This is a genomic window from Streptomyces sp. YJ-C3, assembly GCF_053891275.1.
Map to the genome: position 1 here is coordinate 6,966,458 of NZ_CM132685.1, position 13,268 is coordinate 6,979,725.

Here is a 13,268-nt window from a genome sequence, read left to right on the forward strand (position 1 = left end):
GCAACGGTGAGGAGCCCGGTACGGACGCCGATCGGCGTCCGTACCGGGCTCCCTGCGTCCGGCCCTGTCAGACCCCGGCCGGCTCCGACTCCGGGGACTCCGAAGGAGACGGCACACCGGCCTTCTTCTCACGCCTGGCGGCCCGCTTCTTCGCCCGCCGCTCCTTGCGGAGCTCCAGCATCGCGTAGAGCGTCGGCACGAGCAGCAGCGTGAGCAGCGTCGACGTGATCAGACCGCCGATCACGACCACCGCGAGCGGCTGTGCGATGAAGCCGCCCTCGCCGGTGACGCCGAGCGCCATCGGGAGCAGGGCGAAGATCGTCGCCAGGGCCGTCATGAGGATCGGGCGCAGCCGGTGACGTCCGCCCTCGACCACGGCCTCGACCACGCCGAACCCTTGCGCGCGGTACTGGTTGATCAGGTCGATCAGCACGATCGCGTTCGTCACCACGATGCCGATGAGCATCAGCATGCCGATCATCGCCGGGACACCCATGGGCGTACCGGTGGCGACGAGCAGGCCGATCGCGCCCGTGGCGGCGAACGGGATGGACACCAGCAGGATCAGCGGCTGGGCCAGCGAGCGGAACGTCGCCACCAGGAGCATGAAGACGATCGCGATCGCCGCGAGCATCGCCAGGCCCAGGTTCTTGAACGCGTCGTCCTGGTCGGAGGTGACACCGCCGATCGTCGCCGTGGCGCCCTTCGGCAGGTCCAGCTTGTCGATCTTCGACTGGAGGTCGGTGCTGACCGCGCCCGTGTTGTCACCGGTCGGCTTGGCGGTGATGGTGGCCGCGCGAGCCCCGTCGATCCGGGTCATCGAGACCGGGCCGTCGACCAGCTTCACCGTGGCGATGTCGCCGAGCTTCAGGCCGCGCGGGCCCATCGGCAGCTTCTCCAGCTCGTCCATCGTGGTGGCCGGCTCGGCCGACTTCACGACGACGTCGCGCTCGGTGTCGTCGAGGATCGCCTTGCCGCTGGTGGTGCCGCGCACCGCCTGGGCGACGGCGGCGCCGAGCGTCGTGTCGTTGAACCCGGCCGCGGCCGCCTTGGAGTTGGCGCGCACCGAGATCCGCGGCACGGACTGCGACAGGTCGCTGGTGACGTCCGTGACGTCGTCGATCGAGGCGACCGCCTTGCGGACCTCCTCCGAGGCCTTGTCCAGCACGTCGCCGTCGGCTGCCTTCACGACCACGCTCAGGTCCTGGCTGCCGAAGCCGTCACCGGCCGAGATCGTCGTCGTACCGATGCCGGACAGCTTGCCGAGCTCGCGCTCGATGCGGTCCTGCGTGTCCTCGTACGACGCCTTGTCCTTCAGCGTGATCTGGTACGAGGCCTGGTTGGTGTCGGTGCTGCCGCCGAAGGCCGCCATGAAGCCCGAGGAGCCGACGGTGACCTGGTAGTCCTTGATCTCGTCGATGCCCTGGAGCACCTTCTCGACCTGCTTCGCCGACGCGTCGGACGCGGCCAGGCTGGTGCCGGGCTTCAACTCCTGCTTGATGGACAGGACTTCCTGCTCGCCCTGGTCGAAGAAGTTGGTCTTCAGCAGCGGCGCCATGCCGAACGTGCCGATCAGCACCACGACCGCGATCGCCAGACTGGTGAGGCGGCGGCGGGTCGCGAACCGCAGCACGGGGACGTAGATCCGCTGGAGCCAGGAGCGGGCCTCCTTCTCCTCGGCCTTGCGGCGGGCCTCCTCCGGGTCGACGCCCTGGATCGACTTGGGCGCGCGCAGGAACCAGTAGGAGAGGACCGGGACGACCGTGAGCGACACGAGGAGGGACGCGAGGAGCGCGGCCGTCACCGTGATCGAGAACGAGCCGAACAGCTCGCCCACCATGCCGCCGACCAGGCCGATCGGGAGGAAGACCGCCACCGTGGTGAGGGTGGAGGAGGTGACGGCGCCCGCGACCTCGCGGACCGCCTTGAGGATCGCCTCCTGGCGTTCCTCGCCGTAGCCGAGATGCCGCTTGATGTTCTCCAGCACGACGATCGAGTCGTCCACGACGCGGCCGATCGCGATGGTCAGCGCGCCGAGCGTGAGCATGTTCAACGACAGGTCGCCCGTCCACAGGACGATCAGGGCGAGGACCACCGACAGCGGGATGGAGACCGCCGTGACGAGGGTCGAGCGCAGCGACGCGAGGAAGATCAGGATCACGATGACCGCGAAGAGCAGGCCGAGCGCGCCCTCCGTGGTCAGGCCCGAGATGGACTTCGAGACGGCCGGGCCCTGATCGCTGACGACGGTCAGCGTCGCGCCGGAGCCGAGGTCCCGGCGCAGTTCGGGCAGCTTGTCCTTGACCGCGTTCGAGATGGAGACCGCGGAGCCGTCGTGGTCCATGGTGACCGCGACCGCGAGGCTCGGCCTGCCGTCCGTGCGGGTGAGGGAGTCGGCCGCGGACGGCTGCTGCTTCACCGAGGCGATGTCACCGAGGCGTACGGGCTTCTTGACGCCCTCGCCGGTGATCATCAGGTCCTCGATCTGCGCCAGCGAGGTGAAACCGCCGCCGACCTGGACCGTGCGGTTGTGGCCGTCCTCGTCGAAGGAGCCGGCGGGCAGGGTGGCGCCGCCGGCCTGCAGGGACTGGCTCAGCGTCTGGACGCCGACACCGGCCGCGGCCATCTTCTTGTCGTCGGGCGTCACGTCGACCTGGAGGTCACGGACGCCGTCGACGCTGACCTGACCGACGCCGTCGATGTCCTTGAGGGACGGTACGACGGTCTTGTCGAGCTGGTCGGCGAGCGCCTGCTGGTCCTTGTCGGAGGTCACGGCGAGCACGACGGTCGGGATGTCGTCGGTGGAGCCGGCGATGACCTGCGGGTCGACGTCGTCGGGCAGCTGGGCGCGGGCCCGGTTGACGGCCTGCTGGACGTCGGCGACGAGCTGCTTGGAGTCGCTGCCGTTGCCGTAGTCGAACTGGGCCATCAGGACGGCGTTGCCCTCGCCGGCCGTCGAGGTGATGCCGGTGATCCCGTCGACCGCGTCGATGGAGTTCTCCAGCGGCTCGACGACCTGCTTCTCCACCACGTCGGGGGACGCGCCCTGGTACGGGGCCAGGACGGAGACCATGGGCAGTTCGATGGTGGGGAGCAGCTGCTGCTTGAGCTGGGGGATCGCGATGGCGCCGAAGGCGATCGCGATGATCGACACCAGCCCGATCAGGGCGCGTTGAGCGAGGCTGAATTTCGACAGCCAGGACATGGGCTGGGGTTCTCCAGGGGCGTGAGCGGTGGATGACGGCCCATGACGCGGACATGCGCAGGGGCCCGCATACACCCTCGACCACCGGGGCGCCCCGATTCGTCGCTCCCAGGTCCCGTTCTTATGCGGCGCCTACTGCGGCCGTAGTACGTGCGGGCCGGGATCACTCCACCCTTGGACGGACCAGGCCCGATTCGTAGGCAATTACCACGAGTTGGGCCCGGTCGCGGGCGCCGAGCTTGGCCATGGCGCGGTTCACGTGGGTCTTCACGGTGAGCGGGCTGACCTCGAGGCGCTCGGCGATCTCGTCGTTCGAGAGGCCGCCCGCGACCTGGACCAGGACCTCGCGCTCGCGTCCGGTGAGCGCGGCGAGCCGCTCCGCGTGAGCGCCCGCGCCGCGCGCCGTGTCGTCCGAACCGTCGCCCTGCGCCAGGAACTTGGCGATCAGGCCCTTGGTCGCGGCGGGCGACAGCAGGGCGTCGCCCGCGGCCGCGATGCGCACGGCGCCGAGGAGTTCGTCGGGTTCGGCGCCCTTGCCGAGGAAGCCGGAGGCGCCGGCCCGCAGCGACTGCACGACGTACTCGTCGACCTCGAAGGTGGTCAGCATCACCACGCGTACGTGGGCGAGTTCGGGGTCGGCGCTGATCTCGCGGGTCGCGGCGAGGCCGTCGGTGCCGGGCATCCGGATGTCCATGAGGACCACGTCGGGCCGCTCGGTGCGGGCCAGCCGGACCGCCTCGGCGCCGTCGGACGCCTCCCCCACCACTTCCATGTCGGACTCGGAGTCGACGAGCACACGGAAGGCGCTGCGCAGCAGGGCCTGGTCGTCGGCCAACAGGACCCTGATGTTGCCGCTGGTCATGTGGTGGCGTCCCCTGAGGTGTCTGTGTCGGTACGGACCTTGACCGGAAGGATCGCATGGACGCGGAAACCGCCGCCGTAGCGCGGTCCCGCGGTGAGGGTGCCGCCGAGCGCGGTGACCCGCTCGCGCATGCCGAGCAGGCCGTGCCCGCCGTTCTCGTCGAGCCGGTGGGGGGACTTGGGATCGGCGCCGGGCCCGTTGTCGAGAATCGAGATCTCCACGTCGGCCCCGACGCGTACGACGCTGACCTCGGCCTTCGCGTCGGGGCCCGCGTGCTTCTGCACGTTCGTCAGCGCTTCCTGCACGACGCGGAAGGCGGCGAGGTCGACGGCGGCGGGCAGCGCCGGGGCGGAGGCGGCGCGGGCCACCTCGACGGGCAGCCCGGCGTGCCGGAACGTGTCGACGAGGTCGTCGAGCCGGTCGAGCCCGGGGGCCGGTTCGGTCGGCGCCTCCGGGTCGCCGGTCTGGCGCAGCAGGCCGACGGTGGCGCGGAGTTCGTTGAGCGCGGAGCGGCTGGCCTCGCGGACGTGCGAGAGGGCTTCCTTGGCCTGGTCGGGGCGCTTGTCCATGACGTGGGCGGCGACCCCGGCCTGGACGTTGACGAGCGCGATGTGGTGGGCGACGACGTCGTGCAGATCGCGGGCGATGCGCAGCCGTTCCTCGGCGACGCGCCGCCGGGCCTCCTCCTCCCGCGTGCGCTCGGCCCGTTCGGCGCGCTCCCGTATGGCGTCGACGAAGGCGCGCCGGGAGCGGACGGCGTCCCCGGCGGCCGCGGCCATGCCGGTCCACGCGAAGATGCCGAGGTTCTCCTGGGCGTACCAGGGCAGCGGGCCGACGAGCATGGCGACGCCGGTGAGGACCGCCATCGTGGCGAGGCCGACGCGCCAGGTGGTGGGGCGGTCGGTGGTGGCGGCGACCGTGAAGAGCGCGACGACCGCGGACATCACCACGGGGGCGCGGGGTTCGCCGGTGGCCAGTTCGACGACGGAGACGGTCGCGGTCGCGGCGAGTACGTACATGGGGGCGAGCCGCCGGAAGACCAGGGCGGCGGCGCCGAGCACCATGAGGAGGAGGCTGAGACCGCCCGGGGTGCGGGCGCCCCAGACGTACATGCCGTCGGGGCCGTTCGGGTCGACGAAGGAGCCGGCGACCATGGCGAGGAGAACGCCGAGCGCGACGATGGCGTCCAGGGCCAGGGGGTGCGTCCTGGCCCACCGTACGAGGGGGGTCACCGGGGTCACGGTAGCCGCCCCCTTCACCGCGGCACTGGTCAGCCCGGGATCAGTCCGTCGTCGCTGAGCATGTCGCGGACCTCTTCCAGCGTCGCCTCGGCGGCGGGGAGGATCAGCTCCGAGGGCTCCAGGGCGTCGTCGGGGAGGGGCTCGCCCAGGCGGCGCACGGCGTCCAGGAGCGCGGCGAGCGTGCGCCGGAAGCCGGCGTCGTCGCCGCTCTCCATCTCTTGGAGCAGTTCGTCGTCGAGCTTGTTGAGCTCGGTGAAGTGGCCGTCGGCCAGCTTCACCTGGCCCTCCCCCATGATCCGTACGATCATGACGCCCTCCTGTGGGCTGCTACTGCTTGTCGAAGCGCGGAGTGTCCTGCGGCTGCTGTGCCTGCTGGCCCTGCCCGGCGCCGCCCTCGATCGCCTGCTGGGACGACGAGGAGCCACCGGCCAGCTCGGCCTTCATGCGCTGCAGCTCCAGCTCTACATCCGTACCACCGGAGAGCCGGTCCAGCTCGCTCTGGATGTCGTCCTTGGCGAGGCCGGAGGAGTCGTCGAGGGCGCCGGACGCGAGCAGCTCGTCGATGGCGCCGGCCCGGGCCTGCAGCTGGGCCGTCTTGTCCTCGGCGCGCTGGATCGCCATGCCGACGTCGCCCATCTCCTCGGAGATGCCGGAGAACGCCTCGCCGATCCGGGTCTGTGCCTGCGCCGCGGTGTAGGTGGCCTTGATGGTCTCCTTCTTCGTACGGAAGGCGTCGACCTTGGCCTGCAGGCGCTGGGCCGCGAGGGTGAGCTTCTCCTCCTCGCCCTGCAGCGTCTGGTGCTGCGTCTCCAGGTCCGTGACCTGCTGCTGGAGGGCGGCGCGGCGCGAGAGGGCCTCGCGGGCCAGGTCCTCGCGGCCGAGCGCGAGCGCCTTGCGGCCCTGGTCCTCCAGCTTGGAGGACTGGCCCTGGAGCTGGTTCAGCTGCAGTTCCAGGCGCTTGCGGCTGGTCGCCACGTCGGCGACGCCGCGGCGCACCTTCTGGAGCAGCTCCAGCTGCTTCTGGTACGAGTAATCGAGGGTCTCGCGCGGGTCCTCGGCCCGGTCAAGGGCCTTGTTCGCCTTCGCGCGGAAGATCATCCCCATACGCTTCATGACACCGCTCATGGGCTTCGCGCGCCCCCTTCTGACCGACTCCAGCTCCAGCACTGCGACAGAACCCACAGTACGGGTCCTGCATCTATTACCGCACTGTTCAGGTGCGGATGCGCTCATCCCCAAGGACGACTGCGCCCGGCCCCGCTCCGGCTTGAGGAGTAGGTGTGCCCCTATGGACGCAGGGTGTTGCCGGATCGTTCCCCACAGGCCTGTGGTCCATGCACGACCAGCACGTACCCTTGGCTTTTGTGTTCCGTAGCCGATCCAAGGACGACAAGGCCCCGGCCGACAAGGCCCCGGTGACCTCCTCGCCCTCGCAGACCCGAGACCCGCAGGCGCCCAAGGGCCGCCCCACGCCCAAGCGCAGCGCGGCCCAGTCGCAGCGCCGCAGCGTGGCCAACACCAAGATGTCGCCGAAGGAGGCCCGCTCCCGGCAGCGCGACGAGCGGCGCACCGCGATGGAGCGTCAGCGTGCCGCGCTGGCCAGCGGTGACGAGCGTTATCTGCCGGCCCGCGACAAGGGGCCCGTGCGCCGTTACGCGCGGGACTTCGTCGACTCGCGGTTCTGCATCGCCGAGTACTTCCTGCCGATGGCGGTGATCATCCTCGTCCTGAGCATGGTCCGCGTCGGCTCGCTGCAGAACATCGCGCTGCTGCTGTGGCTGTTCGTGATCGTCGCGATCGTGATCGACTCGGCCATCACCGGCTTCCGCCTGAAGAAGCAGCTGGCGGAGAAGTTCCCGAACGAGCGCCGCAAGGGCGCCGTCGCGTACGCGCTGATGCGCACGCTCCAGATGAAGCGCCTCCGTCTGCCCAAGCCGCAGGTCAAGCGCGGGGAGCGGCCCTGAGCACCGAGGCCTTCGCCGGGGACGCGCCGGGCGCCTGGCTGGCACGGCTGGGCGGCGTGCGCAATGTCGTACGGCAGGAGCTGGTGGCCCGGCAGCTCGACGAGCAGATAGCCGGGCGCTTCCCCGTGGGGCAGCGGCTGCGGGTGCTCGACGTGGGGATGGGCCAGGGCACGCAGGCCCTGCGGCTGGCCCGGGCCGGGCACAAGGTGACCGGCGTCGAGCAGGACCCCTCGATGGTCTCCGCGGCCCGGCAGGCGCTGGCCGCGGAGCCCGAGGGGGTGCGCGAGCGGGTCCGGGTCGTCGAGGGTGACGGCCGGGACACCGGCGTCCATTTCCTGCCGGGCAGCTTCGACGTCGTGCTGTGCCACGGCGTCCTGATGTACGTCGAGGACCCGGACGCGCTGCTGGCGGGCCTGGCGCGGATGCTGGCCCCGGGGGGTCTGCTCTCGTTGCTGGTACGGAACGCGGACGCGCTCGCCATGCGGCCCGGGCTCGGCGGTGACTGGGTCACCGCGCTCGGCGCGTTCGACTCGACGAAGTACACCAATCGCCTCGGCCTCGATGTGCGGGCCGACCGGCTCGACGCCCTGACGGCGACGCTCGCCGGGATCGGCGCCCCGCTGCACGCCTGGTACGGGGTGCGGGTCTTCACCGACCAGGCCGGCGACGGGGACGGGCCGCCGGAGCGCGGGGAGCTGCAGACGCTGCTCGCCGCGGAGGAGCGGGCCGGGCGCACCGAGCCGTACCGGCGGGTGGCGGCACTGCTCCATCTGTGCGGGGTGCGCGGCTGAGAGCCCGCGCGGGGTCCACGGCACGGGCGGTCGTCCGTGCCCGGGCCCTGACGCCTGTTCGGCGGCGCAGGGCGGGCGACCGCCCCGCGCGAACGTGACAATCCGGGCATGAACGTCTCTCGCGCGCGTGCTCGCCGCTCCCCTCGCCTCGTCCGGGTCGCCCTGCCGCTGACCGCCGCCGTGTGCGCGGCGGCGCTCGTGTCCGGCTGTTCGGACTCCGCGTCGTCCGGCTCGTCCGACCCGACCACGCAGGCCGCGCCCGCGGCGGCCGACAGCCTGCAGGACGACTACCAGAAGGTGATCAAGGAGGTCCTGCCCTCGGTCGTCCAGATCCAGGCCTCCTCCGATCTCGGCTCCGGCGTCGTGTACGACGACCAGGGGCACATCGTGACGAACGCGCACGTGGTCGGCGACGAGAAGACGTTCAAGGTCACCACGGCCAACAGCACCGACGAACTCACGGCGAAGCTGGTCTACGCGTATCCGGAGCAGGACCTCGCCGTCATCAAGCTGGACAAGGTGCCGGACGGGCTGAAGGCCGCGGCGTTCGGGGACTCGTCGAAGGTGGAGGTCGGGCAGATCACCCTGGCGATGGGGTCGCCGCTGGGGCTGTCGTCGAGCGTCACCCAGGGCATCGTGTCGGCGACCGGGCGGACCGTGAGCGAGAGCCGGTCGGGGGGCGGCACCGGGGCGACGATCGCGAACATGGTGCAGACGTCCGCCGCGATCAATCCGGGCAACAGCGGGGGCGCGCTGGTGAACCTGGACGGGGAGGTCATCGGCATCCCGACGCTCGCGGCGACCGATCCCGACATGGGGGACAGCGCGGCGCCCGGCATCGGGTTCGCCATCCCCGCGTCCATGGTCACGAAGGTCGCCGACCAGGTGATCAAGGACGGCAAGGTGACGGACTCGGGGCGGGCGGCGCTCGGCGTCACCGGCCGCACGGTGCTCGACGACGGCTACCGGCCGGCCGGGGTCGCCGTGGTGTCCGTGACGGACGGCGGCGGCGCGGAGAAGGCCGGGATCGAGGCCGGGGACATCATCACCGGGTTCGGCGGCACCGAGGTGACGACAATGCAGTCGCTGTCGGAGGCGCTGGCCGAGGAGAAGCCCGGCGACAAGGTGTCGGTGACGTACACCCGGGACGGCGCGGAGAAGAAGGCCGAGGTCACGCTCGGCGAGATCTGATCCGCCCGGGACGTGACCGTGCGGGGCCGGAGGCCGGTTCAGCGGCTTCCGGCCCCGGCCGGTGTCAGCTCTGCGCCGCTTCCTCCGTCTCGGCGTGCAGGCTCATCGGGCCGTAGACGACCGTGCTGTCCTCGGACAGGGTGACCTGGTCGGCCCCGCCCTCGGCCAGCGCCTTCCAGTGCTCGCCGATCCAGGACTCGGCGTCGCCCTGCGTCGTGAACTCCTCCGGCTGCACCGCCGGGGACACCTCTGTCCCGTCGGACTTCTCGAACCGCCACGTCCATGCCGCCATGTCAGCCTCCCGGTACCGGATGTCCGATGTCCCTGGAAGCGTATCCGGGCGCGCGGCGCTCGCGGTGGCGCGGGAGGATCTTCCCGTGGAACTGACTCTGCTCGGCACCGGCACCCCCGAGGGGCTGCCCCGCCCCGACTGCCCCTGCGCGGCCTGCGCGACCGCGCTCGGCCCGCGCGCCCGCGCCGCGACGGCCCTGCTGATCGACGGGACGCTGCTGCTCGACCTGACGCCGGGCGCCGCGTTCGCCGCGGCCCGCGCGGGGCGCAGCCTCGGCGGCGTACGGCAGGTGCTGCTCTCGCATCCGCACGACGGGCCCGCGGTGGAGGTGCCGGCGGGGCTGCCGCAGCCGGGGCGGGTGCCGGACGGGCGGGAGCTGGCGCTGCTGACCGGGCACCGGGTGCGGGCGCTGGCCCTGGACGCGCCGGGCACCGGGTACGAGGTGGTGGGGCCCGAGGGCACCCGGCTGCTGTATCTGCCGCCGGGCGCGGCGCCCGCGGGCCTCGCGGAGGTGCGCGCGCCGTACGAGATGGTGGTCCTGGACGTGACCGGGCGGCCGGACGCGCTGGCCCGGCTGCGGTCGGTGGGCGCCGTCGGTGCGACCACCGACGTCGTCGCCGTCCATCTGGACCACGACGTGCCGCCGGGGCCCGAGCTGGACCGCCGGCTCGCGGCCGCGGGCGCGCGGGCCGTGCCGGACGGCACCACGCTGGAGGTGGGGGTGTACGAGGACGTGCCCGATGTGCCGCGCCGGACGCTGGTGCTGGGCGGGGCGCGGTCCGGGAAGTCGGTGGAGGCGGAGCGCCGGCTCGAGGCCTTCCCCGACGTGCTCTACGTCGCGACCGGCGGGACGCGGGGCGGGGACACGGAGTGGGCGCGGCGGGTCGCCGTGCACCGCGAGCGCCGGCCGGGGTCCTGGCGCACCGCCGAGACCTGCGATCTCGTACCGCTGCTGACCGACGCGGCGGACGGCGCGCCGCTGCTCGTCGACTGTCTGTCGCTGTGGCTGACGTACGCGATGGACGAGGTGGGCGCCTGGGACGACGCCGAGTGGGCGGGCGGCGGCGAGAAGGCGCTGCGCGAGCGGGTGGCGGAGCTCGTCGGGGCCGTGCGGCGCACCCGGCGCACGGTGGTCGCCGTCTCGAACGAGGTCGGTTCGGGGATCGTGCCCGCGACCGCGTCCGGGCGCCGGTACCGCGACGAACTCGGGCGGCTGAACGCGGCGTTCGCGGGCGAGTGCGAGCACGTGCTGCTCGTCGTCGCCGGGCAGGCGCTCGCGCTGCGCGGCTGACGGGGCGCCGGGACGTGCGTCAGGCGTCCGGGTTGCGGCGGGCGACGACCCGGTAGGCGTTGGCGAAGCGGGTGCGGCTGACCAGCGGGGCCAGCAGCCGGTCGGCGGCACGGGCGGTGTGGAAGGCGGGGGCCGAGCCGTGCATCAGGGTCTGGCGCAGCCTGCGCTGGAATCCGCTGGGGACCTTGGTGCGCCAGGGGTTGTCGGCGTCGGGCAGGCAGTGGCCGAGGAACAGGGCGCAGGCCGCCGTCAGGTCGAGCGGGACGTGCGGTGCGCGGCGGTCGACGGCGACGACGGTGTAGCCGAGCGCCGTCAGCTCCGAGCGCAGGTTGGCGAGCGGGATGAAGTGCAGGTGCTGCGGCTGGAAGTACGAGACCCACCACTTGCCGAGCAGCTTCGCGTAGTGGCTCTCCGGGTCGGGGAGCTCGATCATCAGGTGGCCGCCGGGGCGCAGGACGCGGTGGGCCGCCTTGAGGTCCTCGCGCGGGTCGAGGGAGTGCTCCAGGTAGTGGAACATGCTCATCGCGTCGTAGCGGCCCGCGAGCCGGGGCGCCAGGTCGGTGAGCAGGCCGCGGTGGGCCTCCTCGACGCGGCCCTGCCGGCGGGCTTCCTCGACGCCGTCGCCGATGTCGAGGCCGTCGAACGCCGTGTACGGCAGGAGCTCCTTGGCGGCTGCCGGGAAGTGGCCGTGGCCGGTGCCGACGTCCAGCCAGCTCTCCGGCTCGATGAAGGGGCCCATGGCGCGGGCGGCGGCGCGGTGCCGTCGCGCGGAGGTCTGGGCGCCGAAGATCTTCTCGGCCTGGTCGGCGCGGAGGCCGTCGTAGAAGTCCCGGTAGTAGAAGTCCAGGCCCTCGGGGGTGAGCCGGGGGTTCTGGAACGAGTGGGCGCAGGACCCGCACTGGTCGACGGTGAAGGTGCCGGGCTTGTGCTGGAGCAGGTCGGTGGTGCGCAGCCGGGTGCGCAGTTTCGTGGAGCCGCACCAGGGGCAGTCGGGGCGGCGCGGCTCGTGGAAGCGCTCGGTGCCCCGGGCGAGTTCGGTGAGGTAGGCGGGGCGGCGGTCGGCAACTGCCTGGGCTGTCGGGGACATCTCTGCGTCAACTCCTGGTGCTGCGTTCTGGGTCCTGCCGCGTTCCGGAGACGAACACCGCGGTACGACAATCCGACACAATCCGGAACGTAAGGGATCGGCAGCAGCCGCGCAATGACGCTGTGGAGCGGGTGCATCGCATGGCGTAACGGACCGTCAGGGCCCCGCCCGGGCGGGGCTCCCGCGGCCGGGGGGACGTCGGGGTCCGGCCGCGATCGCGGCCGGTACTGTTCGGCGAATGAGCTCGCTGAATCTCGACGACTTCACCGATCTGATCGAGCGCCCCGACGGCGGCACCCGCCGCGACGCCGAGGAGCGCAGGGCCCGGCTGGCCGTGCCGCCCGGCGCGCTCGGCCGCCTCGACGAACTGGGCGAGTGGCTCTCCGCCGCCCAGGGGGCCGTGCCGGTGCGACCAGTGGCGCAACCGCGCGTGGTCCTCTTCGCCGGTGACCACGGCGTCGCCGAGCTCGGCGTGTCGAAGCGCGCCGCGGGCAGCGCGGCCGGTCTGGTCCGCGAGGCCGTCGAGGGCGCGAGCGCCGGCGCGGTGCTGGCGCGGCGGCTCGGCGTCGGCGTGCGCGTCGTCGACATGGCGCTCGACTGCGAGCCGGACGAGCTGCCCGAGGCCGTCGTGGGCCACCGGGTGCGGCGCGGTTCCGGGCGCATCGACATCGAGGACGCGCTCACCGTGCAGGAGGCGGAGGCGGCGTTCCGCGCGGGCATGACGATCGCCGACGAGGAGGCCGACTCGGGTACGGACCTGGTGGTGCTCGGCGACCTCAGCGTGGGCGGCACCACGGCGGCGGCCACCCTCATCGCGGCGCTGTGCGGGACCGACGCCTCGGTCGTCACCGGCCGCGGCGGCGCCCCGATCGACGACCTGGCGTGGATGCGCAAGTGCGCGGCGGTGCGGGACGCGCTGCGCCGGGCCCGGCCGGTCCTGGGTGACCAGTTGCAGCTGCTCGCCACGGTGGGCGGGGCGGACCTGGCGGCCGCGACCGGGTTCCTGCTGCAGTCCGCGGTGCGCCGGACGCCGGTGATCCTGGACGGCGTCGTGTCGGCGGCCTGCGCGCTGGTCGGCCAGCGGGTCGCGTTCCGGGCGCCCGACTGGTGGCTGGCCGGACACGCCAGCGGCGAGCCCGCGCAGGCCAAGGCGCTGGACCGGATGGCCATGGAGCCGCTGCTCGACCAGGGCGTCCGGGTGGGCGGCGGTACCGGCGGGCTGCTCGCGCTGCCGCTCGTGCAGGCGGCGGCGTCGCTGGCGGCGGAGCTCCCGGAGGGCGAGCAGCCGAAGAACGCAGAAGACGCAGAAGTCGGGGCCGACGGGACCGGCGAGGCCGAGTAGTT

General features: G+C 72.6%; 12 protein-coding genes. 5 read left to right on the forward strand and 7 right to left on the reverse strand.

The window, feature by feature from the left end; translation table 11 throughout:
• Positions 1–67 precede the first annotated feature (67 nt).
• From ACVHNB_RS31335 to ACVHNB_RS31355, 5 genes are all read right to left on the reverse strand, one after another.
• The gene (locus ACVHNB_RS31335) at positions 68–3,205 is read right to left on the reverse strand and encodes an efflux RND transporter permease subunit (RefSeq protein WP_456226393.1); all 3,138 of its coding nucleotides are present in this window, start codon (positions 3,203–3,205) and stop codon (positions 68–70) included.
• Positions 3,206–3,368: 163 nt separating this feature from the next.
• Entirely contained in the window at positions 3,369–4,067 is a 699-nt protein-coding gene (locus ACVHNB_RS31340) for a response regulator (protein WP_456226394.1), read from the reverse strand.
• Entirely contained in the window at positions 4,064–5,299 is a 1,236-nt protein-coding gene (locus ACVHNB_RS31345; protein ID WP_428955157.1) for a sensor histidine kinase, read from the reverse strand. The genes ACVHNB_RS31340 and ACVHNB_RS31345 overlap by 4 nt, the downstream gene beginning before the upstream one ends.
• A gap of 38 nt (positions 5,300–5,337) precedes the next feature.
• Positions 5,338–5,616, reverse strand: a complete 279-nt coding sequence (gene pspAA, locus ACVHNB_RS31350) for a PspA-associated protein PspAA (protein ID WP_428955156.1) — start codon at positions 5,614–5,616, stop codon at positions 5,338–5,340.
• A 19-nt stretch (positions 5,617–5,635) separates the two neighbouring features.
• On the reverse strand, positions 5,636–6,433 hold the full coding sequence (locus ACVHNB_RS31355; protein WP_428955155.1) for a PspA/IM30 family protein: 798 nt from the start codon (positions 6,431–6,433) through the stop codon (positions 5,636–5,638).
• A 209-nt stretch (positions 6,434–6,642) separates the two neighbouring features.
• On the opposite strand from ACVHNB_RS31355, the gene ACVHNB_RS31360 reads away from it, so the two are divergent.
• From ACVHNB_RS31360 to ACVHNB_RS31370, 3 genes are all read left to right on the forward strand, one after another.
• The gene (locus ACVHNB_RS31360) at positions 6,643–7,272 is read left to right on the forward strand and encodes a DUF3043 domain-containing protein (protein WP_428957689.1); all 630 of its coding nucleotides are present in this window, start codon (positions 6,643–6,645) and stop codon (positions 7,270–7,272) included.
• An 83-nt stretch (positions 7,273–7,355) separates the two neighbouring features.
• Complete coding sequence (locus ACVHNB_RS31365; protein ID WP_428957688.1) at positions 7,356–8,063, forward strand: class I SAM-dependent methyltransferase; 708 nt, start codon at positions 7,356–7,358, stop codon at positions 8,061–8,063.
• A 108-nt stretch (positions 8,064–8,171) separates the two neighbouring features.
• Positions 8,172–9,254, forward strand: coding sequence for a S1C family serine protease (locus ACVHNB_RS31370; RefSeq protein WP_456226395.1), 1,083 nt, complete (start codon positions 8,172–8,174; stop codon positions 9,252–9,254).
• A 64-nt stretch (positions 9,255–9,318) separates the two neighbouring features.
• On the opposite strand, the gene ACVHNB_RS31375 is transcribed toward ACVHNB_RS31370, so the two are convergent.
• Positions 9,319–9,546 carry a hypothetical protein gene (locus tag ACVHNB_RS31375; RefSeq protein ID WP_428955153.1) on the reverse strand — a complete coding sequence of 76 codons (228 nt, stop codon included), beginning with the start codon at positions 9,544–9,546 and terminating at the stop codon, positions 9,319–9,321.
• An 85-nt stretch (positions 9,547–9,631) separates the two neighbouring features.
• Between ACVHNB_RS31375 and ACVHNB_RS31380 the strand changes: the two genes are divergently transcribed.
• Positions 9,632–10,837 (forward strand): bifunctional adenosylcobinamide kinase/adenosylcobinamide-phosphate guanylyltransferase, encoded by a 1,206-nt coding sequence (locus ACVHNB_RS31380; protein WP_456226396.1) that lies wholly within the window; start codon positions 9,632–9,634, stop codon positions 10,835–10,837.
• A 19-nt stretch (positions 10,838–10,856) separates the two neighbouring features.
• Here ACVHNB_RS31380 and ACVHNB_RS31385 read toward each other — a convergent pair whose 3' ends face one another.
• Positions 10,857–11,924: a class I SAM-dependent methyltransferase gene (locus ACVHNB_RS31385; protein WP_456226397.1), complete on the reverse strand. Its 1,068-nt coding sequence runs from the start codon at positions 11,922–11,924 to the stop codon at positions 10,857–10,859.
• A gap of 238 nt (positions 11,925–12,162) precedes the next feature.
• Here ACVHNB_RS31385 and cobT point away from each other — a divergent pair, with 238 nt between their 5' ends.
• Entirely contained in the window at positions 12,163–13,266 is a 1,104-nt protein-coding gene (gene cobT / locus ACVHNB_RS31390; RefSeq protein ID WP_428955150.1) for a nicotinate-nucleotide--dimethylbenzimidazole phosphoribosyltransferase, read from the forward strand.
• Positions 13,267–13,268 lie beyond the last annotated feature (2 nt).

What these genes read in the sequence shown, in the direction of transcription:
- ACVHNB_RS31335 (WP_456226393.1), bottom strand. Translation starts at nt 3,205, where the DNA reads ATGTCCTGGCTGTCGAAATTCAGCCTCGCTCAACGCGCCCTGATCGGG.
- ACVHNB_RS31340 (WP_456226394.1), bottom strand. Translation starts at nt 4,067, where the DNA reads ATGACCAGCGGCAACATCAGGGTCCTGTTGGCCGACGACCAGGCCCTG.
- pspAA (WP_428955156.1), bottom strand. Translation starts at nt 5,616, where the DNA reads ATGATCGTACGGATCATGGGGGAGGGCCAGGTGAAGCTGGCCGACGGC.
- ACVHNB_RS31355 (WP_428955155.1), bottom strand. Translation starts at nt 6,433, where the DNA reads ATGAGCGGTGTCATGAAGCGTATGGGGATGATCTTCCGCGCGAAGGCG.
- ACVHNB_RS31360 (WP_428957689.1), top strand. Translation starts at nt 6,643, where the DNA reads ATGCACGACCAGCACGTACCCTTGGCTTTTGTGTTCCGTAGCCGATCC.
- ACVHNB_RS31370 (WP_456226395.1), top strand. Translation starts at nt 8,172, where the DNA reads ATGAACGTCTCTCGCGCGCGTGCTCGCCGCTCCCCTCGCCTCGTCCGG.
- ACVHNB_RS31375 (WP_428955153.1), bottom strand. Translation starts at nt 9,546, where the DNA reads ATGGCGGCATGGACGTGGCGGTTCGAGAAGTCCGACGGGACAGAGGTG.
- ACVHNB_RS31385 (WP_456226397.1), bottom strand. Translation starts at nt 11,924, where the DNA reads ATGTCCCCGACAGCCCAGGCAGTTGCCGACCGCCGCCCCGCCTACCTC.
- cobT (WP_428955150.1), top strand. Translation starts at nt 12,163, where the DNA reads ATGAGCTCGCTGAATCTCGACGACTTCACCGATCTGATCGAGCGCCCC.